The following is a 21319-nucleotide window of genomic DNA, read 5'->3' as shown; positions in this document are numbered from 1 at the left end:
TATTCCGGTGCCGGTGGCAAGGACGGTGTTTCTTTTTTTCATCACAGTTTTGGCACAGAATAGACACAATTTCCTGATAAGGTATTGCATAGACTAAAACAGAGGAGGGAAGCACATTGATCGAAGTCAACGGATTAGTGAAAAAATACGGCAGCCATACTGCTGTGGATCATCTGAACTTTCGAATAGAGAAGGGACATATCTATGGGCTGCTTGGGCCAAACGGAGCCGGAAAGTCCACAACCATGAATATCATGACCGGATATCTCGGAGCAACCGAAGGGGAAGTTCTGATCAACGGCCATGATATTTTAAAAGAGCCGGAACTGGCGAAAAAATCTGTCGGATATCTCCCGGAGATGCCGCCGCTTTATATGGACATGAAAGTGCAGGAGTATCTGATGTTCGCGGCGGAGCTGAAAAAGGTAAAAAAGGCGGACAGAAAGGCTGAAGTCAAAAAAATAATGAAGATGGTCAGGATTTATGATGTGAGAGAAAGGCTGATTAAGAATTTGTCCAAAGGATACCGCCAGAGAGTGGGGCTGGCGCAGGCAGTGCTTGGATTCCCTGAGACAATTATTCTGGATGAGCCGACAGTCGGCCTGGATCCGAAACAGATCATCGAAATCAGAGAGTTAATCAGGGAGCTTGCAAAAGATCATACGGTCATTTTAAGCTCCCATATTCTTGCGGAGATCAGGGAAGTGTGCGATTACATCATCATTATTTCCCAGGGGAAACTGGTGGCAAGTGATACGCCGGAAAACCTGGAAAAGAAATTTTCAGGGAATGCGCCGACCGAGATCGAGACAAGACTGCTTCCGGAAAAAACCGAAGAGATTCTCTCACGGATTCCGGGAATTCAGAAAGTCAGCTATCTGTCGTCCGATCCTGGAATCACCAGGGCGGTCATTGAGACAAAAGAGGATGTTGACATCCGGGAGGAGATTTTCCGTGCCTTTGCAAGAGAGGACAGCGCGCTGATCTCCATGTACAGAAAACAGAATACACTGGAGGACATCTTCCTTCAGCTGACCCAGGAAGGAGGACGTCCACATGCTGGCAATCTATAAGCGTGAGTTTAAATCGTATTTTTACTCCATGACGGGGAGTATTTTCATCGCCTTTCTGACCTTTATGACAGGCATCTACTTCATGGCATACAATTTAAACAACGGATATCCGTATTTTTCCTATTCGCTGGAAGGGGTCATGTTTATTTTTCTTGTGGCGGTTCCGATTCTTACGATGCGAAGCTTTTCCGGGGAAAGGAGAAGCCGGACCGACCAGCTGCTGTTGACCTCCCCGGTAAGCGTGGGCAAGATGGTAATGGGAAAATATTTTGCCATGGTGACGGTATTTCTGATTCCTTGCGTACTGTTCTGTGCGTATCCGCTGATTATCAGTACACAGGGAACGGCATATTTTAAGAATGATTATACATCGATTCTTGTATTCTTCCTTCTTGGATGTGTATATATTGCCATCGGAAGTTTTATCTCCGCCATGACGGAGAGCCAGATTATTGCGGCCATCGGAACATTTGGTGTCCTGATGGTGATTTATCTGTGGGATGGACTGTTAAGCTTCCTTCCGTCTTCCGCATTTGGAGGGATGGCAGGAATCTGGATGATGCTGACCCTCTGCGTTTTGTTTGTTTACAATATGACCAAAAACGGTCTGCTGAGTGTCGGAATAGAAGGAATCGGTACGATTGTTCTTATTGTGATCTATGTTGTAGACTCTTCTTTATATGAAGGAATTCTTTCCACAATCTTTGAAAAGTTCGCGCTTGTTTCGACGTTTACGAGTGTCGCGGAAAATAATCTTCTGGACATCGGCGGGGTTGTGATGTATCTGACTCTGATCGGGGTGTTTTTATTCCTGACGGTTCAGTCAATACAGAAAAGAAGATTCAGTTAGGAGGGTAAGACATGAAGAAATTGCTGAAAAAATTCCGAAGTCTTCAGACCCGCTATGGATTTTACAGTGTGGGTATGATCGCGATTGTCATCGTGATCGCAGTTGTCATCAATCTGATTGTCGGGCAGCTCCCGGAGAAATTCAGACAGGTTGATGTCAGCAATAAAAACATTTACGGAATTTCCAAGACATCCAGAAATCTTTTGAAAGATCTGGAATACGATATCAAGTTTACGGTATATGCAGACAAATCATCTACAGACGAGAGAATCAAAACATTCCTGGAACGATATACCGCACTGACTGACAAGATCAGTGTAGAATGGATCAATCCGGTGGATCATCCGCAGGCTCTTCAGGAGAATGAAGATGCACAGTCCAATTCCATTGTCGTTTCCTGCGAGGAGACCGGAAAATCTGCTACAGTTCTGTTTACGGATATTATTGTGCAGGACTACAGTTCCTACTATACGACAGGGTCTGCGTCTGATTCGGAGTTTGATGCGGACGGTCAGCTGACAAGTGCGATCAATCAGATTACAACGGATGTGTCGAAGAAAATCTACTATACAACCGGACACGGCGAGACGACATTATCCACTTCTCTGAGCGATGAACTGGAGAAATCCAGTGTGACAACGGAAGAACTGAATCTTCTGATGGTAGAGGAGATCCCTTCAGACTGCGACCTGATCCTGATCGATGCGCCGACGAGCGATATTTCCGAGCAGGAGGAAACGATGCTTCTGAATTATATGTCAGAAGGAGGAAAGGTCATCTATGTGATGGGTGATGCTTCCACGGAGACGCCGAATCTGAACGCGTTTATGGAACAGTACGGAATGACAAAAACGGACGGCTACATTGCGGATATGCAGCGGTGCTACCAGGGTAATTACTATTATATCTTCCCGGAAATCTCAGCATCGGGAGATCTGGGAGACGGTCTGGAAAGCGATATGGTACTTCTTGTAAATTCAGCCGGATTTACCGTACAGGAAGATTTAAGAGATACGCTTTCTGTGACACAGGTGATGACGACATCCTCAGAAGGATACGCAGTGACGGAAGAGGAACAGACACAGGGAGAATATACTCTCGCAGCTGTCGCGGAGGAAGATGACGCGAAGCTGACCGTGATTGCTTCGGAAAGCATGATCAATTCCCAGATTACGGAGTATTTTTCCAATCTGGATAATTCGAGACTCTTCCTCAATCTCGTTATGAACAATTTTGACGATGTTGAAAATCTTTCCATCAAGGCGAAGAGCCTGTCTGTAGAGTTGAACACCGTGCGGCATGCAGGTTCTATCAGTACAGCGCTGATCTTTGGTGTGCCGGCGGTTGTTCTGATCGGAGGATTTGTGATCTGGATGAAACGTAGAAAAGCATAGGGAGTGGACAGATGAAACAGAAAAAAGGACTTATCATACTTCTGGCAGTACTTCTTGTACTTTGTATTGTTTACTTTGCACTTAGAAGCTACAATCAGAGTCAGAAGGAAGCAGAACAGGCCAAAGCCGAAGCGGAGAAGATCCAGGTGGTGGACATTGAAAATCCGGTGGAGATCACCTACTCTTCCGAAGACGGAAGCAGCGTATCTCTTGTAAAAGAAGACGATACCTGGCATCTGAAAGATGATACGGAGACGGCTCTTGTGCAGGATACCATTGAGAATATCGCGGATACAGTATCCGATGTACAGGCTGAGCGGCAGATTGAGGATCCGGATTCTCTGGAAAGCTATGGACTGGATTCCCCTGCTTATACCATTACCGTGACAGGAGAAGATGGCACAACAGAAACCATTTATATCGGAGACGGAGCAGACTCCGATTATTACATGACAACAGGGGACAAGGAAAATGTGTATACGGTATCCTCTTCCCTTCCGAATGTACTGGAGATGAACACGGATAATCTGAAAGAAGAAGAGGAGACAGAATCTACAGAGGATGATGCTTCTGCAGACGACAGCTCTTCGGATGACAGTACATCCGGAGAGGAAAGCACAGATACAGAGAGCGGTTCGGCCGATGAATAGAAGACCGACCTTTGTCTAAGGTGAACAGCGGGCAGCAGCAGACTGCCCGCTATTAATTTTCGTCCAGTACTTGACATAATCAAGTAGTGGGTATAGTATAATAACAGGAGGAGTGATGGAATGAATCCACAGTTTAAAAAAGGAGTTCTGGAACTGATTGTTTTGGAATCAGTCCGGAACCGTGACATGTACGGATACGAACTGGTGACAGAAGTATCCAAGGTCATTGACGTAAATGAAGGGACCATTTACCCGCTCCTGAAACGATTGACAAACGAACATTATTTTGAAACCTATCTGCGTGAGTCCACAGAAGGACCGCCCAGAAAGTATTATCATTTGACTGCGGCAGGGATTCTCCACCGTGATCAGCTTGAGGCAGAATGGAATGAGTTTCAGGAACGGGTGTGCCGTTTCCTAAAGGAGGGAAAGCATGAATAAAGAAGGGTTTTTAAAAGAATTAAGAGATCATTTAAGAGTGCTGGATGAAAGGGAACAGGAAGATATTATTGATGAGTATGCGCAGCACATTGATCTGAAGATGAAAAGCGGGCTCAGCGAAGAAGAGGCGATCAGCGATTTTGGTAATATCGCAGAGCTGGCAGCCGAAATTCTGGAGGCATATCACGTGGATCCGAAATTTGAAGAAAAGACAAAGGGGATCGTGATCCGTACTCCGGACATGGAAAAAGTTTCTGAGGGGAGCAGAAAACTGGCGGGAAAGGCGGCTGCGTTTTTCGGAAAAATTCTGGAAAAGATCCGGAAAATGAAAGATACAATAGCCGGAAAATGGAGAGCTTTTTCCGGAAAATCCAAACAGAGGACGGAAGGCAGCGAAGAGAAAGAAGGCAGACAGGAGAAAAAGAGCCTGTGGAGGAAAAGTACGGAGATTCCGGTCTGGAGTACGTCCAGGCGTCTGTTTCACAATTGCTGCGTTCTGATCTGGAATCTGAGCTGGATACTTGTTACCTGCTTTCTGATGGGAATGGCGGCTGTCAGTCTGTTTGCTTTTGGAGCCCTGCTGACTCTGGTGTTTTCCGGATATCCGCTTCTTGGGGCGGAGATTTTCTGCTTTGGAGCAGCAGCTTCAGGGGCATCCCTCGGACTTCTGACATTCGGACTTCGAAAAAAGTACAGAAAAAAACCGGAGGGTGAGAGGAAGGCAGAACAGACAGGGGAGGTGTTATAGATGAAGCAGTATCGGAAATTACTTGCCGGAATATTTGCGGGCGGGGTACTGATCAGCGGAATCGGTGCAGGAATCGGATGCGTGGAATTCTTTTCTCTGGACTATGCAGGGGAGAGAACTGTCGGGGAGACGGAGATGACAGTGATGGAAGGAGAGATGAGCTTTACGCCGCCATCTGACGGAGGTACAGTGGATGTATATATGGATTACGGACAGCCGTATCTGAATCTTGTCTGGGATGACTCCGTACCGGAAAACACACTGCACTACAGTATTGAGTACAACAAAAAGCGGGTTGCGCCGGAAGCGTGGCAGGAGGATGCCGAAACACTCGGATTTTATTTCCCGTATATCAATTATGATGAAGTGCGGGATGTGATGGAGTTCAGGGACATCATTCTGGGTGATCTGAAAGAACATAAGATTGGAAGCTACAGGCAGAAGGATATTGAGTCCATCGATCTGTACCTGAACCCGAAAGACCGGGAGAAAATTGAAATATGGTAAAACAAGGCCGGAAAGAGTTTTTCCGGTCTTTACTTTTTGAATTTTTTTCTCTGGAAGCAGGTTCATGGGAAAGAAAATGTAAAATTCAGGTAAAATCTACGTAAAATCATGTTAATTTTTCGTATAACCTATTGCGTATTTTCGCGGTTTCTAGTAAATATATAAATGGAATGTTAAAAATAAGTTAGCATTTTGTAAAATTGAGAGGAAAATTCAACTTTTATGGAGGAAAAGAGAAATGAAGTTGACAGACTTTTTTGGCCTGCTGGGGGGACTTGCCTTGTTCCTTTACGGAATGCAGATGATGAGTTCCGGGCTTGAAGCAGCCGCCGGAAACAAGATGAAACGAATCCTGGAGAGGCTGACAGCCAACCGCTTTCTGGGGGTCCTGGTAGGAGCCGGAGTGACAGCCGTGATCCAGTCTTCGTCGGCGACAACGGTTATGGTAGTAGGATTTGTAAATTCGGGCATGATGACATTAAGACAGGCAGTATGGATCATCATGGGTGCAAATATCGGTACGACAATTACAGGACAGCTGATTGCGCTTGACATTGGGGCGATTGCTCCGCTGATCGCTTTTCTTGGAGTGGCTTTGATTCTTTTCATTAAAAGTCCGAAGGTACATAATTACGGTCTGATTGTAGCAGGACTTGGTGTACTCTTCCTTGGTATGGAGATGATGAGCTCATCCATGATGCCGCTTCGTGATTCGGAGGCTTTTGTAAGCCTTATGACAAAATTCTCAAATCCGGTGCTTGGTATTCTTGCCGGAGCGGTGTTTACGGCGATTATTCAGTCTTCTTCCGCGTCTGTTGGTATTCTGCAGGCATTGGCATCAAACGGTCTGATCGGACTTCCGAGCGCGGTGTTTGTTCTTTTTGGACAGAATATCGGTACCTGTATTACGGCGGTGCTTGCATCCATAGGGACAAGCCGGAACGCAAAGCGTACGACGATCATCCATCTGACATTTAACATCATCGGAACGATCATTTTTACAACTGTCTGTATTCTGACGCCGCTTACGTCTCTGGTGGAAAGCTGGACGCCGACCAATGTGGCGGGGCAGATTGCCAACATGCATACGTTGTTTAATATTGTCACCACCATTCTTCTGATTCCGTTTGGAAACTATCTGGCATCCTTTGCCGAGAAGGTTCTTCCGGATAAGAAAGAAGAGAAAGTGGAAGGGATGCATCTGGAATACATCCGCCCGGTTGATACGAAGAGGGAAAACCATATCGGTACTTCCGCAATCGCTTTGACAGGAGTTCAGAAAGAAGTAGAACGGATGCTTCAGATGACAAAGGAAAACGTGCACTTGAGTTTTGATGCGGTGCTGGATGGTTCCACCGCCCTCCTTGCGCAGGTAGATGAAAAAGAAGAGTACATCGACTTCCTCAATAAAGAGATCTGCAAATATATTTCCAAGACGATTGTCAATGAGACAAACCAGAAAGATGCCAGATACATGAGTGCTCTGTTCAAAGTATGCGGTAATCTGGAGAGAATTGGAGACCATGCGACAAATCTGTGTGAGTACACACAGATGATGGAAGAAAAGGGCATTGTATTTTCCAGTACCGAGATGGAGGAGATCCGCCAGATGAAGAAAGCAAGTCTTGATGCGCTTGAGATTTTAAGCGATGTCAAGAAGGGAGACACAGAGATCGTGAAGAGGATCGAAGAGGCGGAACAGAGGATAGACGACATGACAGAAAGCTTCCGCCAGGGACAGATCGACCGGATGCAGCAGGGAAAACAGGATGAAGAGGTCAGTATTCTGTATTCCGAGATGCTTACGGATTTTGAACGGATCGGAGATCATATTCTGAATATCGGACAGGAAATGGGACTTGGAAAAGTCGGAGCGTAAAAAGGTGCATAAAACTTTTATTCATAATTGATAAAAACAAGGTTGGATGCTATACTGGCCTTGTATAAAAGGATTGTTACTGGTAAAGCAGGCTATACCGATTGTACACATTTGAGTTAAAATGTGGGAGCGGTATAGCCTATTTTTTGTGCATTTTATGTAGGAGGGCGGATCGTAAGAATGCAGGTTGATAAAGTGATTAACAACAATCTGATCAGAACCCATGATGAAAAAGGACAGGAAGTCCTTGTAATGGGGTGCGGAATCGGCTTTAAGAAAAAGCCGGGAGAGTATATTGATGACGGAAAAGTGGAAAAAGTTTATGTGCTTCAGAAGGAGAAAAGACAGCACATGGAGGAACTGTTTTCTTCCATGCCCCTTGAATGTATCCAGGCAACCAACGAGATCGTGGAGTATGCGACGATTTCCCTTGGAAGGCAGCTCAGTAATTATCTGTATCTGAATCTCTGTGACCACATCCATTTCGCGATTCAGCGGTCGAAAGGCGGAATTCCGATTCAGAATGCCCTGCTTACGGAGATCAAACGGTTTTACAATCACGAATATCAGATCGGGATGGAATCGTTGAACATCATTGAGCGGAAAACAGGAGTACTTCTTCCGGAGGATGAGGCGGGATTTATCGCCATGCATCTGGTCAATGCGTCGATGGACTTTCGCGATATGGGCCACACGCAGGAGATGATGAAGATTACCCGGCTCTGGAAGGAATTGATTTCTACCATCATTATAAAGAAGATATCGCCATGTTCGCGGAAATGGGATTTAAGACATTCCGTATGAGCATCGGATGGTCCAGAATTTTCCCAAAGGGAGATGAAGCGGAGGCGAACGAGGCGGGCCTTGCCTTTTACGAGGACGTATTCCGGGAATGTAAGAAATACGGAATTGAGCCTCTTGTGACGATCACCCATTTTGACTGTCCGATGCATCTGATCCGGGAGTACGGCGGATGGAAGAACAGACGGCTGATCGAGCTTTACAAAAAGCTTGTGACCGTGCTCTTTACCCGGTACAAGGGTCTCGTTAAATACTGGATCACCTTCAATGAAATCAATATGATTCTCCATCTTCCTTTTATGGGAGCGGGACTTCAGTTTGAGGAAGGGGAAGATCAGGAACAAGCGAAATATATCAGCGCCCATCATGAACTGGTGGCTAGTGCCTGGGCGACAAAGATTGCACATGAGATTGATCCGGAAAACAAGGTGGGCTGTATGATGGCGGCAGGAAACTATTACCCGTACAGCTGCAGGCCGGAAGATGTCTGGGCGGCTCTCGGAAAAGACCGGGAAAACATGCTCTTTATCGATGTGCAGGCCAGAGGATATTATCCGAACTACGCAAAGAAGCTCTTTGAGAAGAAGAACATCGACCTTGGCATGACAGCGGAAGATGAAGAGATTCTGCGGGAACATACCGTGGACTTCATCAGTTTCAGCTATTATTCTTCCAGGTGCATTACAACACAGGAAAACGTAGGCGAGACCATCGGAAATGCCTTCAAAGGGACAAAGAATCCGTATCTTCCATCCTCTCAGTGGGGCTGGCAGATCGACCCTCTTGGACTGCGTACGACGATGAATACACTTTACGACCGCTACCAGAAACCACTTTTTATCGTAGAAAACGGACTCGGCGCGAAGGATGAGCTGATTCCGGACGGCAAAGGGTCCTGGACGGTGGATGACGACTATCGGATCGAGTATCTGAAGGCCCACATCGAGGCATTCAAGGCGGCCGTGGAAGAAGACGGCGTGGAACTGCTTGGCTATACGACCTGGGGCTGTATCGATCTGGTCAGCGCATCAACCGGGGAGATGAGCAAGCGCTACGGCTTCATCTATGTAGACCGGAAAGATGATGGAAGCGGCACTCTTGCACGTTACCGGAAAAAGAGCTTTTACTGGTATAAACAGGTGATCGAGTCCAATGGAGAAAATCTGGAGCCGCTGAAAGCGTAAAAGAAAGTAAACAACATAGAACGAAACAACACCGGCCCGGAGACGGCAGTGCGGATATGCCCTGCGTCTTCGGGTCTTTTTTCCTGGAACGGGCGATGAGGGGAGAAGCGACCTGATTCCGCTGAGGGATTCTAATTTTATACGAATTCAGAAGCAGGCGAATAATTGAGTGTACCTTTCGACATAATTATGCTATAATCATGTTAAAGGAAGAAAGGAGCTGATATTATGCCAGTTATTATGCCAATTAAAGATCTCCGCAATACAAGTGAGATATCGGATATTGCTCATAAGATACAGGAACCGATTTTTATTACCAAAAACGGATACAGTGATCTGGTCGTAATGAGCAGTGAATTATATGATAAATTTGCAAAAAGCAACCGGATCGATCAGGCAATCTATGAATCCGAAAAAGAAATGGAAGAAGGCGGCGCTTCTATTGATCTCGATGAAGCATTTGAGAAACTGAATAGAAAATATTATGGATAAATATAAAGTCAGATTAAACCAACAGGCATTTCGAGAAATTGATGATATTTTTTCCTACATTGCTTTGGAAAAGTTATCACCGGAAAATGCGAAAGGACAGACAGACCGAATTTGGGCGGCATTAAAGAAATTAGAAACTTTCCCGCAGTCGCATCAAGAACGGAGCGAAGGAAGATACGCCGGAAAAGGATACCGGCAATTACTGATAGATAATTATATTGCCATCTTCAAAATTGATGAATCAAGTAAAACCGTCTATGTTGTGACCGTACAGTATCAGGGACGGAATGTATAAGGAAGAGCCAGAGTAATGAAAAGACTTTGGCTCTACTTCTGTATATAAACTTTTGTAAAGAATATAAAAAAGAGATAGCTGACAACCAACTATCTCTTCTTTGTTATCAATGCGGATAGCAGGACTTGAACCTGTACCCCCTCACGAGGACTAGAACCTGAATCTAGCGCGTCTGCCTATTCCGCCATATCCGCCTGACAAAAGATACTATATCATATAATTGTTCTTTTTGCAAATACTTTTTGAAAAAATTTAAAAATTTTTTTGGTAGGCGGTTTTCTACTGCATTTTGGGCATCCTGGATGCCGCTGCCGGTTATTTTTTCCTGTTCCGCACAAGAAAGAGATGCTGCCAGAACAGATGCAGAAGAAACGCGCCGAAAACAATAACGGCAAGATAGCAGAGGATCCGGACCGGATTTGGAAATCCGCGGGTCAGATCCGAAATGATGACCTGGGACATCTGATAGTACGGACTAATATAGAACATATCGATGTCGTGCGTCCGTCCGATTGTAAGATTGATGACCGTGGCAGCACTACAGAGAACCGCAAACAGGATGACAGAGGAGGAAAAGCCATGCCAGGTATGATCGCTGATGGCGGAAAGACCGCAGAAGATCCCCACGGCAATCAGGAGCAGATGCCACAGATAGGAATGGCACGTGAGCGCAGGAAGCGGGTAGTGCATTCCGCTCGTATCGAGAAAGGCTCCGATTCCGCTAAGAAGAGAAAAGTCCATTAAAAAGGTAAGAAAGATCCGGCGGAGGCGGGAAGCATGGACAACAGGAAGAAGCAAAAGCAGATACATCGGAACGGAGCAGAGCTGAAATGGAAAGTACCACCAGTTGTAGCTTCCGCCGCCGAGAACGAAAGTCAGAGTCCACTGTTTCCAGATCTCGCTTGCCGCCATCACAAGCCCTGTATAAAAAAGAAAGCGTTCCGAACGGTCCAAAGACCGGAGACCTCTCATACAACATTCCTCCTCCCGTTTTCGTATGAATTCATACTGAAATAGTATAAGAATATTTTACCACAATATACAAAAAGAAGAGCAGGTGAAAAAATGGTTGACAGAAAAGATATAAGTATTATAATGAGGGTGTCTGATCAAAGAAGGATACGATAAAATAAAACAGGATCATCTGAGGATACGCGGCCGCAGCTGCGGGATCAGAGAAGATGTCGGGTGCGCCCGGTTATTTGTAAGAGATAACCGGGCGCACTTTTTTTATTTAACAGGAATCTTCGTTCCCTGTTAAATAAAAACGCTCCGCGGGATGCGCACTCGCGCAAAGCAGAAATTTGTTGCTAAAGCGACCGCGCTCGGCGCGAGAGTTCCGCAGGCAGAACTCTTTATTCTAACAGGAAAGTGAGGACGAAATCATATGGAACAGTTACATAAAATCAAATTGCTGGAAGACCGTCTTAACCGGCTGGAATCAAACGACAGGGACAATTTTTACATCTGCCGCAAGATCAAACGCAGAATTGCAAGACTTCGAGAGGAAATAAAAGGGGAAGGCGCTTAAAAGCAGCGGTTCTTTGATCAGGCACAGTCAGAAAAAAGCGGGCTGTCCGCAAAGGGAAAACAGAGGGCAGACAGGGGAGTAATGTAAAAACAGGGTTGACAACCGGGCATTCGTGTAATATAGTTTGATTATCAAAGTATTTTAAGTTCAAATAAAAGTTTGGAGAAAACATATGATAGGAAAAATATGCGGAACGGGATCTTATATCCCGCCTAAAATTTTGAGCAATAATGACCTGTCTGAGATGGTTGAGACGAATGACGAGTGGATCCGTGAACGGACCGGTGTGAGAAACCGCCACATCGCAGAGCATGAGACCGCCTCTTTCATGGCGGCGGAGGCGGCAAAGAGGGCACTGGAAAACGCCGGGATCTCTCCGGAGGAGATCGACTTGATTCTTGTCGCTTCTTCTTCGCCGGACGTAATCTTCCCGAGCGTAGCCTGTGAGGTGCAAAAAGAGATCCAGGCGGTGAATGCGGCGGGATATGACATGCAGGCAGCCTGCACGGGATTTGTCTTCGCATACCAGAGCGCGCAGGCCTACATTGCGGCAGGATTTTACAAGACGATTCTGGCTATTGGAACTGAGACGCTGTCTTCTATGGTGGACTGGACTGACCGGGGCACCTGCATCCTGTTTGGTGACGGCGCAGGCGCGGCAGTGATCCGGGCAGCGGAAGGAACAGTATATCTTCCGGCAGCACATTCCGATGGATGCAGGGGAGACGCACTTGTCTGCAGGAGCAGATTTTCATCGGAGTTTGTGGAAGCGTTTAAGAAGACCGGAGAGACACCGAAGGATACTTACATCAGTATGGACGGAAGAGGCGTATTCCAGTTTGCAGTCAAGAGTGTTCCGCAGATTGTGACGGAGGTGCTTGACAAGGCGGGGCTTGGAACGGAGGATATCGACTGGTTCATCCTTCATCAGGCCAACAAAAGGATTGTGGAATCTGTTGCAAAACGCCTGAAGACAGACATCGGGAAATTTCCGATGAATCTGCAGGAGTACGGCAACACCTCATCCGCGAGCATTCCGATTCTCCTCGATGAGATGAACCGGGACGGACGGCTTGAAAAAGGGCAGAAAATCGTGATTGCAGGATTTGGAGCAGGACTCTCCTGGGGAGCATCCATTCTGGAATGGTAATACAGGTAATTACCGGCAAAGGCCGGATTACAATAGAAAACATGAAAAAAGAAAATGAAAAGTAAAAGGAGACTACCACTATGTTAGAAAAAGTAAAAGAAATCGTAGCAGAAAATCTTGGAGCAGACATCAATACACTGACAGAGGAGACATCTTTCAAAGATGATCTTGGAGCAGATTCTCTGGACCTGTTTGAAATGGTAATGGCACTGGAAGAAGAATACGGAAAAGAGATTCCTACAGAAGATCTGGAGCAGCTTACAACGATCGGTGAAGTAGTAGATTACTTAAGCAAATAATAACGCATCTTTACTGCCATCCGGTCAGGTGCCTTTTTGGCGAAGGCCGGGTGGCAGAAACATATTGCTGGAAAACAGATAAGGAAGGGATATTGGGATGAAGACAGAAATTACAGAGATCCTGGGTATTGAATATCCGATCATTCAGGGCGGAATGGCCTGGGTGGCAGAACATAAACTTGCAGCGGCTGTATCCAATGCAGGAGGACTTGGACTGATCGGTGCGGCAAGCGCTCCGGCAGACTGGGTAAGAGATCAGGTTAGAAAAGCAAAAGAGCTGACTGACAAACCGTTTGGAGTGAACATCATGCTGATGAGCCCGTATGCCGATGACGTGGCAAAAGTCATCGTGGAAGAGGGCGTCAAAGTCGTGACAACCGGTGCCGGAAGCCCGGAAAAATACATGAAAATGTGGAAGGAAGCAGGCGTAAAGGTCATCCCGGTTGTAGCAAGCGTGGCTCTGGCAAAGAGAATGGAGCGCTGCGGGGCAGATGCCATCGTGGCAGAGGGAACAGAAGCAGGCGGACACATCGGTGAAAATACAACGATGGTTCTCGTGCCGCAGGTGGTTGACGCAGTCAACATTCCGGTCATCGCAGCAGGAGGAATTGCAGACGGACGCGGCATGGCAGCGGCATTTATGCTTGGCGCAAGAGGAATGCAGCTTGGAACCGGATTTGTTGTTACAAAAGAATCCCAGGTTCATGAAAATTATAAAAACAGCATTATCAAGGCAAAAGACATTGATTCCCGTGTAACCGGACGTTCCACAGGACACCCGGTACGTGTACTCAGAAACCAGATGGCAAAAGAATACATCAAAAAAGAACAGGAAGGCGCGACATTTGAGGAACTGGAACAGATGACGCTGGGCGGCTTGAGAAGAGCAGTCGTAGACGGAGACGTCGTAACAGGAAGCGTGATGGCAGGACAGAGCGCGGCGATGTTCAAAGAAGTGCTGACCTGTAAAGAGTTTATCGAGAAGCTGGTAAGCGAGACAGATGCACTTATCAAAGGAGCGGGATTCTATGAGTAAGATAGCATTTATCTACCCTGGACAGGGAGCCCAGAAAGCAGGAATGGGCAAGGATTTTTATGAAAACAGCGAAAGCGCAAGAGCCGTATTTGACAGAGCATCCGAGATTCTGGATCTCGACATGAAGGAACTGTGCTTTGAGGAGAACGACAGACTGGATCTGACAGAGTATACACAGGCAGCGCTTGTGACAACCTGTCTTGCCATGACAAAAGTGGTAAGCGAACACGGCATCCGGCCGGATGTTACAGCAGGATTAAGCCTTGGCGAATACTGCGCTATTGCCATTGCAGGCGGCATGTCTGAGGAGGACGCAATCCGCACAGTGCGTAAAAGAGGAATTTTGATGCAGAATACAGTGCCGGCAGGCGAGGGAGCCATGGCGGCAGTTCTCGGACTGGAAGCATCTGCGATCGAAGAAGTGATTGCGGACATCGAGGGCGTAACTATCGCAAACTACAACTGTCCGGGACAGATTGTAATTACCGGAGTGACAGCCAAAGTGGAAGAAGCGTCAGAAAAGCTGAAAGCGGCAGGGGCAAAACGTGTTGTAATGCTCAATGTCAGCGGACCGTTCCACTCACCGCTTCTGAAAAGTGCAGGAGAAGAGCTGTTAAAAGAACTGGAAAACGTAGAAATCCACAAGCTTGAGATTCCGTATGTGACCAATGTGACAGCGGAATATGTACAAAACGAAGAAGAGATCAAAGGCCTTCTGGGACAGCAGGTATCCTCATCTGTAAGATGGGAGCAGAGCATCCGGAAGATGATCGAGGAAGGTGTAGACACTTTCGTGGAAATCGGACCGGGAAAAACACTGGCCGGATTTATGAGGAAGATCAGCCGTGACGTTGCCATGTACAATATCGGAACATGGGAAGACGTGGAAAAAGTAGCAGAAGCGCTGAAATAAGATCAGATCCGAAGCGGTCTGAAATTTGATATACGTAAGGAGTATAGAGTATGACAGAGCAGAAAGTAGCAGTAGTGACAGGAGCATCAAGAGGCATTGGAAAGGCGATCGCGATGGAGCTTGCGAGAAGAGGGGCACTTGTGATTGTCAACTACAACGGCTCCAGAGAAAAAGCGGAAGAGGTGAAGGCACAGATCGAGGCGGAGGGAAATAAAGCCGAGATCAGACAGTGCAACGTAGCCGATTTTAAAGCCTGCGAGGAAATGTTCCAGGAGATTATCAGCACCTACGGGCGGGTAGACATTCTGGTAAACAATGCAGGAATCACAAGAGACGGACTTCTGATGAAGATGAGCGAAGAGGATTTTGATGCTGTTGTAGACACGAACTTAAAGGGAGCGTTTAACTGTATCCGGTTTGCTTCCAGACAGATGCTCAAGCAGAGAAGCGGACGCATCATCAGCCTTTCCTCTGTCGTAGGGGTGTATGGAAATGCGGGACAGGCAAACTATGCTGCATCCAAGGCGGGAATCATCGGACTTACGAAAGCATGCGCAAAAGAGCTTGCTTCCCGCCACATCACGGTCAATGCCATCGCGCCGGGATTTATTGAGACAGAAATGACGGAAGTATTGTCGGAGAAAGTGAAAGAAACAGCGAAAGCGCAGATTCCGTTCGGTACATTCGGACAGCCGGAAGACATCGCAAAGACAGCGGCGTTTCTGGCATCGGATGACGCACGGTATATCACCGGACAGGTCATCTGTGTAGACGGCGGAATGTAAAAAGCGAAGAAGGAGACGAAATATGAAGAGAAGAGTAGTTGTAACAGGACTGGGAGCGATCACTCCGATCGGAAACAGCGTACCGGAATTCTGGGAAGGAGTCAAAGCGGGAAAAGTCGGAATCGGAGAGATTACGAAGTTTGACACTTCTGATTATAAAGTAAAGATTGCGGCCGAGGTTAAGGATTTCGAGCCGAAAAACTATATGGATTTTAAAGCGGCAAAGAGAATGGAAACATTTTCGCAGTATGCGGTGGCCGCTGCACTGGAAGCATGTAAAGATGCGGCCATCGATATGGAACAGGAAGATCCGTTCCGTGTCGGAGTTATTGTAGGGTCCGGAATCGGAAGCCTGCAGACTGTAGAAAGAGAATATACAAAGATTGTGGAAAAAGGACCAAACAGGGTACATCCGCTGATGGTACCTCTGATGATTTCCAACATGGCGGCAGGAAATGTCTCCATTCAGCTTGGTGCAAGAGGAAAATGTACAAACGTTGTGACAGCATGTGCATCCGGAACCCATTGTATCGGAGATGCATTCCGTGCCATTCAGTACGGGGATGCGGAAGTGATGTTTGCAGGCGGTACGGAAAGCGCCATCTGTCCGACAGGTGTGGCAGGATTTACTGCTCTGACCGCACTGACCACATCCAATGATCCGATGCGGGCATCCATTCCGTTTGACAAGGACAGAAGCGGATTCGTTCTCGGTGAGGGAGCCGGTATTGTTGTTCTGGAAGAGCTGGAGCACGCAAAAGCAAGGGGGGCAAAGATTTACGCAGAAGTGGTAGGATACGGTGCGACAGGCGATGCTTACCACATCACTTCCCCGATTGAAGACGGAAGCGGTGCGGCACGTGCCATGACAGATGCTATGAAAGAAGCAGGCGTAAAACCGGAGGATATAACTTATATCAACGCACACGGAACAAGTACACACCACAACGATCTGTTTGAGACAATCGCCATCAAATCCGCGCTCGGAGATGCGGCAAAAGATGTGGTTGTCAACTCTACCAAGTCCATGATCGGACATCTGCTCGGAGCAGCAGGCGGAGTGGAGTTCGTAACGATCGTAAAATCCGTGGAAGAAGGATTTATCCACCAGACAGTGGGAACAGAAAATGTCGATGAAGAATGTGACTTAAACTATGCAGTTGGTGCGCCGGTTGAGAAGGAAATCCGCTATGCCATGAGTAATTCTCTTGGATTTGGCGGACACAATGCGACCCTTCTGATCAAAAAATACGAAGAATAGGAGAGTGTAGACATGGAGCTGGAACAGCTTTTAAAACTGATTAACACGGTTTCGGATTCAAAGCTTACAGAGTTCAAATATGAGACAGAGAGTGTCTGTATCAAAATGGGAAAAGAAAGCAGTGTCAAGGTTGTTGCGGCTGACGCGCAGACGACAGCCCCGGCTGCGGTACAGGGAGCAGTGATTACCGCACAGGAAACGAAAGCGGCGATCGAAGCTTCTGAAGAACCGGATGTGCAGAAAGGCAAGGTTGTAACATCCCCGCTTGTCGGAACTTTCTATGCGGCACCGTCCGAGGATGCAGATCCGTATGTGAAGGTGGGCGACACAGTGAAGAAAGGGCAGGTCCTTGCCATCGTGGAAGCTATGAAACTGATGAATGAAATCGAAAGTGAATATGACGGAACAGTGGAGGAAATTCTTGTGGAAAACGCACAGGGCGTAGAATATGGACAGCCTCTGTTCCGGATCAGATAATTGAGGTGAAACAGGATGAAACATCTGGGAATTAAAGAGATCGAAGCAATTCTGCCGCACCGCCACCCGTTTCTTCTGGTAGATTATATCGAAGATTACGAACCGGGCGAATTCGCGACAGGTTATAAATGTGTGACATTCCGGGAGGATTTCTTCCGGGGACATTTTCCGCAGGAACCGGTAATGCCGGGTGTTCTGACTGTAGAGGCGCTGGCGCAGGTCGGAGCGGTTGCGATCCTGAGCAAAGAAGAAAACAAAGGAAAGATCGCATACTTTGGCGGAATCAACAAATGTAAATTTAAAGGAAAAATTGTTCCGGGAGACAAAGTCAAACTGGAAACAAGGATCATCAAACAGAAAGGACCGGTTGGTGTCGGGGAAGCGATCGCAAGCGTGGACGGTAAAGTCGTTGTGAGCGCAGAACTGACCTTCATGGTCGGCTAGATGAGAAAAAGATAAAAACGAGGTCGGAGGCAGATATGATTAAGAAGGTTTTGATTGCAAACAGGGGTGAAATTGCGGTACGGATTATCCGTGCGTGCCGTGAGATGGGAATCGAAACGGTTGCGGTATATTCGGAAGCAGACAGGGAAGCACTGCACACACAGCTTGCGGACGAGGCGGTCTGCATCGGGCCGGCTCCTTCTTCGGAGAGTTATCTGAGCATGGACAAGATCTTAAGCGCGACGATGATTACCGGAGCGGACGCAATTCATCCGGGATTCGGATTTTTGTCCGAGAACAGCAGGTTTGCAGAGCTTTGTGAAAAATGCAATATTACATTTATCGGACCAAAAGCGGAAGTGATTGAGAAACTTGGAAACAAGGCTGAGGCAAGAAATACGATGATATCTGCCGGAGTTCCGGTCATTCCGGGAAGTACGGAGCCGGTTTTTGATGAAGAAAAAGGTGCCAAAGAGGCGGATCGGATCGGTTATCCGGTCATCGTAAAAGCGGCGCTTGGCGGAGGCGGAAAAGGCATGCGTGTAGCGAAGACTCCGGAGGAGTTTTCCAAGGCATTTACGACAGCCCAGAAAGAAGCAAAGGCAGCTTTCGGCGACGATATGATGTATATCGAACATTTTGTGGAACATCCTCGTCATATTGAGTTTCAGATTCTGGCGGACCACTATGGCAATGTTATCCATCTGGGAGAGAGGGACTGTTCTATCCAGAGAAACCATCAGAAGATGATCGAAGAGTCTCCGTCTCTTGCATTGAGTGAGGAGCTCCGTCAGAAGATGGGAGAAGCAGCTGTAAAGGCGGCGAAAGCGGCCAATTATGAAAATGCCGGAACCATCGAGTTCTTGCTTGAAAAGAACGGCAGCTTCTATTTTATGGAGATGAATACAAGAATTCAGGTAGAACATCCGGTAACCGAGTGGGTAACCGGAATTGACCTGGTAAAAGAGCAGATCCGCATTGCTTCCGGGGAGCATTTAAAGATCAGCCAGGAGGACGTCAAACTGACCGGACATGCGATTGAGTGCCGTATCAATGCGGAAAACCCGGCAAAGAACTTCCGCCCGTCACCGGGAACCATCACGGATATCTACCTTCCGGGAGGAAAGGGAGTGCGGATCGATTCCGCAATCTACAGCGGCTATACAGTTCCGCCGTACTATGACTCCATGCTGGCAAAACTGATTGTCCATGCAAAGTCAAGACCGGAAGCGATCAGCAAAATGAGAAGTGCCCTCGGGGAGGTTATCATCGAAGGAATCGATACAAATATTGACTATCTGTACGAACTGATCAACCATCCGGATTATCAGAGCGGAAATATTGATATTGAGTTTATCGAGCGTTTGTAGGAGTGAAAAGACATGAAATTATCCAATATGTTTAAAAAAACAGAACGAAAAAACTACATAACGATTCATACTTCAGATAAAAAGGGAAAACCGGAGGTGCCGGAAGGTCTGCTGAAAAAGTGTAATGCGTGCAAGGCGGCGATTGTGACAGAGGATGTCAAGAACAATTATTATATCTGCCCGAAGTGTCACAATTACTTCCGGGTACATGCCAGAAGAAGAGTGGAGATGATCGCGGACGAAGGGACGTTTGAAGAGTGGGATCACGGCCTGAATGCGGGCAATCCGTTAAGCTTTCCGGGATATGAGGAGAAGGTGAAGGCTCTCCAGGAGAAGACAAATCTTGATGAGGCCGTCATGACCGGGAAAGCGCAGATCAATGGAAATGAAGTGGTACTTGGCATCTGTGACGGACGCTTCATGATGGCAAGTATGGGATGGGCAGTCGGAGAGAAGATCGCCCGTGCCGTAGAACGGGCTACCGAAGAAAAACTTCCGGTGATCATTTTTGCCTGCTCAGGCGGAGCAAGAATGCAGGAAGGCATTGTCTCCCTGATGCAGATGGCAAAGACATCTGCGGTTTTGAAAAAGCACAGTGATGCCGGGCTTCTCTATATTTCGGTCCTGACTAATCCGACAACCGGCGGAGTAACGGCAAGTTTTGCCATGCTTGGCGATGTCATTCTGGCAGAGCCGAACGCATTGATCGGTTTTGCCGGACCGCGTGTCATTGAGCAGACGATCGGACAGAAGCTGCCGGAAGGATTCCAGAAATCGGAATTTCTGCTGGAGCACGGTTTCATCGACCGGATTGTAGAGCGGGAAGAGATGAAGGAAGTGCTTGCATCTATTCTCAGCATGCATAAAATCGAAGAGAACGGGGAAGACTGGCGGCAGGAATGCTGTCAGAACGAAGGAGAGGAAAAACGTGTTCCATATAAAGGGCTGACCTCCTGGGAGCGGGTTCAGATTTCCAGAAGAAAAGACCGCCCGGTAGGAAGTGACTATATTCACACCTTGTTTACCGACTTTATTGAATTGCACGGTGACAGGTATTTCAAAGATGACAAGGCGATTATCGGAGGAATCGCAAGATTCCACGGAATGCCGGTCACAGTCATTGCGCAGGAACGGGGCACAACGACAAAAGAAAATATTCTCCGGAATTTCGGAATGCCTTCCCCGGACGGATACCGGAAGGCGCTGCGTCTGATGAAGCAGGCGGAGAAATTCCACCGCCCGGTCATCTGTTTTGTTGATACACCGGGAGCGTTCTGCGGAATTGAAGCAGAAGAAAGAGGACAGGGAGAGGCAATTGCGAGAAATATCTATGAGATGTCCGGCTTGAAAACACCGGTTGTATCCATCGTGATCGGAGAGGGAGAAAGCGGAGGAGCGCTTGCCATCGCGACCGCGGATGAAGTGTGGATGCTGGAAAATTCGATCTACTCGATCCTCTCTCCGGAAGGATTTGCATCCATTCTCTGGAAAGACAGCAAACGGGCAAAAGAGGCGGCGGGGGTCATGAAGCTGACGGCAAACCATTTAAAGAGCATGGAGATTGTCGAGCAGGTGATTCCGGAGCCGGATAATTTCACTTCCGCAAATCTGGAGGAAGTGGCAGACAGACTGGACAGAAGTCTGAAGAAATTTATTTGTGAGTACATGGAGATGGATGCAGATGCTCTGGTTGAAAAACGTTACCGGAGATTCCGTCGGATGTAGGAAAGGAACGAAAA

The 21319-nt window shown here is 47.2% G+C and carries 23 protein-coding genes, 1 tRNA gene and 1 pseudogene; 23 read left to right on the top strand and 2 right to left on the bottom strand.

Annotated features, from left to right (window positions below):
- Positions 1–116 precede the first annotated feature (116 nt).
- From B5G11_RS14510 to B5G11_RS14455, 12 genes and pseudogenes are all read left to right on the top strand, one after another.
- Positions 117–1073 (top strand): ABC transporter ATP-binding protein, encoded by a 957-nt coding sequence (locus B5G11_RS14510; protein WP_087255051.1) that lies wholly within the window; start codon positions 117–119, stop codon positions 1071–1073.
- Positions 1057–1923, top strand: coding sequence for an ABC transporter permease (locus B5G11_RS14505; RefSeq protein WP_087255048.1), 867 nt, complete (start codon positions 1057–1059; stop codon positions 1921–1923). Before B5G11_RS14510 ends, B5G11_RS14505 begins: the two co-directional genes overlap by 17 nt.
- Positions 1924–1934: 11 nt before the next feature.
- Entirely contained in the window at positions 1935–3317 is a 1383-nt protein-coding gene (locus B5G11_RS14500) for a GldG family protein (RefSeq protein ID WP_087255044.1), read from the top strand.
- Between the two features lie 11 nt (positions 3318–3328).
- Positions 3329–3967 (top strand): DUF4340 domain-containing protein, encoded by a 639-nt coding sequence (locus B5G11_RS14495; protein WP_087255041.1) that lies wholly within the window; start codon positions 3329–3331, stop codon positions 3965–3967.
- Between the two features lie 120 nt (positions 3968–4087).
- Entirely contained in the window at positions 4088–4408 is a 321-nt protein-coding gene (locus B5G11_RS14490; protein WP_087167159.1) for a PadR family transcriptional regulator, read from the top strand.
- A complete protein-coding gene (locus B5G11_RS14485; RefSeq protein ID WP_087255038.1) occupies positions 4401–5156 on the top strand; it encodes a DUF1700 domain-containing protein in 756 nt (251 codons plus the stop codon). The genes B5G11_RS14490 and B5G11_RS14485 overlap by 8 nt, the downstream gene beginning before the upstream one ends.
- Positions 5157–5663 (top strand): hypothetical protein, encoded by a 507-nt coding sequence (locus B5G11_RS14480; RefSeq protein ID WP_087255035.1) that lies wholly within the window; start codon positions 5157–5159, stop codon positions 5661–5663.
- A gap of 238 nt (positions 5664–5901) precedes the next feature.
- Positions 5902–7542, top strand: a complete 1641-nt coding sequence (locus B5G11_RS14475) for a Na/Pi cotransporter family protein (protein ID WP_087167162.1) — start codon at positions 5902–5904, stop codon at positions 7540–7542.
- 180 nt (positions 7543–7722) lie between these two features.
- Complete coding sequence (locus tag B5G11_RS14470; RefSeq protein ID WP_087255032.1) at positions 7723–8346, top strand: PRD domain-containing protein; 624 nt, start codon at positions 7723–7725, stop codon at positions 8344–8346.
- A pseudogene (locus B5G11_RS14465) lies at positions 8244–9527 on the top strand (6-phospho-beta-glucosidase); the annotation flags it as partial. The gene B5G11_RS14470 and the pseudogene B5G11_RS14465, both read left to right, overlap by 103 nt.
- Positions 9528–9755: 228 nt before the next feature.
- Entirely contained in the window at positions 9756–10019 is a 264-nt protein-coding gene (locus tag B5G11_RS14460) for a type II toxin-antitoxin system prevent-host-death family antitoxin (protein WP_087167165.1), read from the top strand.
- The gene (locus B5G11_RS14455) at positions 10012–10314 is read left to right on the top strand and encodes a type II toxin-antitoxin system RelE/ParE family toxin (protein WP_087167166.1); all 303 of its coding nucleotides are present in this window, start codon (positions 10012–10014) and stop codon (positions 10312–10314) included. The genes B5G11_RS14460 and B5G11_RS14455 overlap by 8 nt, the downstream gene beginning before the upstream one ends.
- A 110-nt stretch (positions 10315–10424) precedes the next feature.
- On the opposite strand, the gene B5G11_RS14450 is transcribed toward B5G11_RS14455, so the two are convergent.
- Positions 10425–10508 (bottom strand) — tRNA-Leu (locus tag B5G11_RS14450).
- A gap of 121 nt (positions 10509–10629) precedes the next feature.
- Positions 10630–11286, bottom strand: a complete 657-nt coding sequence (locus B5G11_RS14445) for a YwaF family protein (protein WP_087167167.1) — start codon at positions 11284–11286, stop codon at positions 10630–10632.
- A gap of 415 nt (positions 11287–11701) precedes the next feature.
- Between B5G11_RS14445 and B5G11_RS16560 the strand changes: the two genes are divergently transcribed.
- The 11 genes from B5G11_RS16560 (at position 11702) to B5G11_RS14395 (ending at position 21305) form a co-directional block, all read left to right on the top strand.
- Positions 11702–11845 carry a hypothetical protein gene (locus B5G11_RS16560; protein ID WP_171027862.1) on the top strand — a complete coding sequence of 48 codons (144 nt, stop codon included), beginning with the start codon at positions 11702–11704 and terminating at the stop codon, positions 11843–11845.
- Positions 11846–12017: 172 nt separating this feature from the next.
- A complete protein-coding gene (locus B5G11_RS14440; RefSeq protein WP_087167168.1) occupies positions 12018–12995 on the top strand; it encodes a beta-ketoacyl-ACP synthase III in 978 nt (325 codons plus the stop codon).
- Between the two features lie 80 nt (positions 12996–13075).
- Positions 13076–13294 (top strand): acyl carrier protein, encoded by a 219-nt coding sequence (gene acpP, locus B5G11_RS14435; protein WP_087167169.1) that lies wholly within the window; start codon positions 13076–13078, stop codon positions 13292–13294.
- A gap of 97 nt (positions 13295–13391) precedes the next feature.
- Complete coding sequence (gene fabK / locus B5G11_RS14430) at positions 13392–14330, top strand: enoyl-[acyl-carrier-protein] reductase FabK (protein ID WP_087167170.1); 939 nt, start codon at positions 13392–13394, stop codon at positions 14328–14330.
- The gene (fabD, locus tag B5G11_RS14425; protein ID WP_087255026.1) at positions 14323–15243 is read left to right on the top strand and encodes an ACP S-malonyltransferase; all 921 of its coding nucleotides are present in this window, start codon (positions 14323–14325) and stop codon (positions 15241–15243) included. Before fabK ends, fabD begins: the two co-directional genes overlap by 8 nt.
- A gap of 50 nt (positions 15244–15293) precedes the next feature.
- Entirely contained in the window at positions 15294–16028 is a 735-nt protein-coding gene (gene fabG, locus B5G11_RS14420) for a 3-oxoacyl-[acyl-carrier-protein] reductase (protein WP_087255023.1), read from the top strand.
- 22 nt (positions 16029–16050) lie between these two features.
- Positions 16051–17289: a beta-ketoacyl-ACP synthase II gene (gene fabF / locus B5G11_RS14415; RefSeq protein WP_087255020.1), complete on the top strand. Its 1239-nt coding sequence runs from the start codon at positions 16051–16053 to the stop codon at positions 17287–17289.
- 12 nt (positions 17290–17301) lie between these two features.
- The gene (gene accB, locus B5G11_RS14410; protein ID WP_087255017.1) at positions 17302–17766 is read left to right on the top strand and encodes an acetyl-CoA carboxylase biotin carboxyl carrier protein; all 465 of its coding nucleotides are present in this window, start codon (positions 17302–17304) and stop codon (positions 17764–17766) included.
- A 15-nt stretch (positions 17767–17781) separates the two neighbouring features.
- On the top strand, positions 17782–18210 hold the full coding sequence (fabZ, locus tag B5G11_RS14405) for a 3-hydroxyacyl-ACP dehydratase FabZ (protein ID WP_087167175.1): 429 nt from the start codon (positions 17782–17784) through the stop codon (positions 18208–18210).
- Between the two features lie 35 nt (positions 18211–18245).
- Complete coding sequence (locus tag B5G11_RS14400) at positions 18246–19580, top strand: acetyl-CoA carboxylase biotin carboxylase subunit (protein ID WP_087255014.1); 1335 nt, start codon at positions 18246–18248, stop codon at positions 19578–19580.
- A 27-nt stretch (positions 19581–19607) separates the two neighbouring features.
- The gene (locus B5G11_RS14395) at positions 19608–21305 is read left to right on the top strand and encodes an acetyl-CoA carboxylase carboxyltransferase subunit alpha (protein ID WP_343215519.1); all 1698 of its coding nucleotides are present in this window, start codon (positions 19608–19610) and stop codon (positions 21303–21305) included.
- The last annotated feature ends 14 nt before the right edge of the window (positions 21306–21319 follow it).

This window comes from Drancourtella sp. An57, from assembly GCF_002161525.1.
Classification (GTDB): domain Bacteria; phylum Bacillota; class Clostridia; order Lachnospirales; family Lachnospiraceae; genus Sellimonas; species Sellimonas catena.
This window is presented reverse-complemented; position numbering and strand designations above follow the sequence as displayed.

Coding starts and splice junctions, on each gene's coding strand:
- B5G11_RS14505 (WP_087255048.1), top strand. CDS start 1,057: ATGCTGGCAATCTATAAGCGTGAGTTTAAATCGTATTTTTACTCCATG.
- B5G11_RS14500 (WP_087255044.1), top strand. CDS start 1,935: ATGAAGAAATTGCTGAAAAAATTCCGAAGTCTTCAGACCCGCTATGGA.
- B5G11_RS14495 (WP_087255041.1), top strand. CDS start 3,329: ATGAAACAGAAAAAAGGACTTATCATACTTCTGGCAGTACTTCTTGTA.
- B5G11_RS14490 (WP_087167159.1), top strand. CDS start 4,088: ATGAATCCACAGTTTAAAAAAGGAGTTCTGGAACTGATTGTTTTGGAA.
- B5G11_RS14485 (WP_087255038.1), top strand. CDS start 4,401: ATGAATAAAGAAGGGTTTTTAAAAGAATTAAGAGATCATTTAAGAGTG.
- B5G11_RS14480 (WP_087255035.1), top strand. CDS start 5,157: ATGAAGCAGTATCGGAAATTACTTGCCGGAATATTTGCGGGCGGGGTA.
- B5G11_RS14475 (WP_087167162.1), top strand. CDS start 5,902: ATGAAGTTGACAGACTTTTTTGGCCTGCTGGGGGGACTTGCCTTGTTC.
- B5G11_RS14470 (WP_087255032.1), top strand. CDS start 7,723: ATGCAGGTTGATAAAGTGATTAACAACAATCTGATCAGAACCCATGAT.
- B5G11_RS14460 (WP_087167165.1), top strand. CDS start 9,756: ATGCCAGTTATTATGCCAATTAAAGATCTCCGCAATACAAGTGAGATA.
- B5G11_RS14455 (WP_087167166.1), top strand. CDS start 10,012: ATGGATAAATATAAAGTCAGATTAAACCAACAGGCATTTCGAGAAATT.
- B5G11_RS14445 (WP_087167167.1), bottom strand. CDS start 11,286: ATGAGAGGTCTCCGGTCTTTGGACCGTTCGGAACGCTTTCTTTTTTAT.
- B5G11_RS16560 (WP_171027862.1), top strand. CDS start 11,702: ATGGAACAGTTACATAAAATCAAATTGCTGGAAGACCGTCTTAACCGG.
- B5G11_RS14440 (WP_087167168.1), top strand. CDS start 12,018: ATGATAGGAAAAATATGCGGAACGGGATCTTATATCCCGCCTAAAATT.
- acpP (WP_087167169.1), top strand. CDS start 13,076: ATGTTAGAAAAAGTAAAAGAAATCGTAGCAGAAAATCTTGGAGCAGAC.
- fabK (WP_087167170.1), top strand. CDS start 13,392: ATGAAGACAGAAATTACAGAGATCCTGGGTATTGAATATCCGATCATT.
- fabD (WP_087255026.1), top strand. CDS start 14,323: ATGAGTAAGATAGCATTTATCTACCCTGGACAGGGAGCCCAGAAAGCA.
- fabG (WP_087255023.1), top strand. CDS start 15,294: ATGACAGAGCAGAAAGTAGCAGTAGTGACAGGAGCATCAAGAGGCATT.
- fabF (WP_087255020.1), top strand. CDS start 16,051: ATGAAGAGAAGAGTAGTTGTAACAGGACTGGGAGCGATCACTCCGATC.
- accB (WP_087255017.1), top strand. CDS start 17,302: ATGGAGCTGGAACAGCTTTTAAAACTGATTAACACGGTTTCGGATTCA.
- fabZ (WP_087167175.1), top strand. CDS start 17,782: ATGAAACATCTGGGAATTAAAGAGATCGAAGCAATTCTGCCGCACCGC.
- B5G11_RS14400 (WP_087255014.1), top strand. CDS start 18,246: ATGATTAAGAAGGTTTTGATTGCAAACAGGGGTGAAATTGCGGTACGG.
- B5G11_RS14395 (WP_343215519.1), top strand. CDS start 19,608: ATGTTTAAAAAAACAGAACGAAAAAACTACATAACGATTCATACTTCA.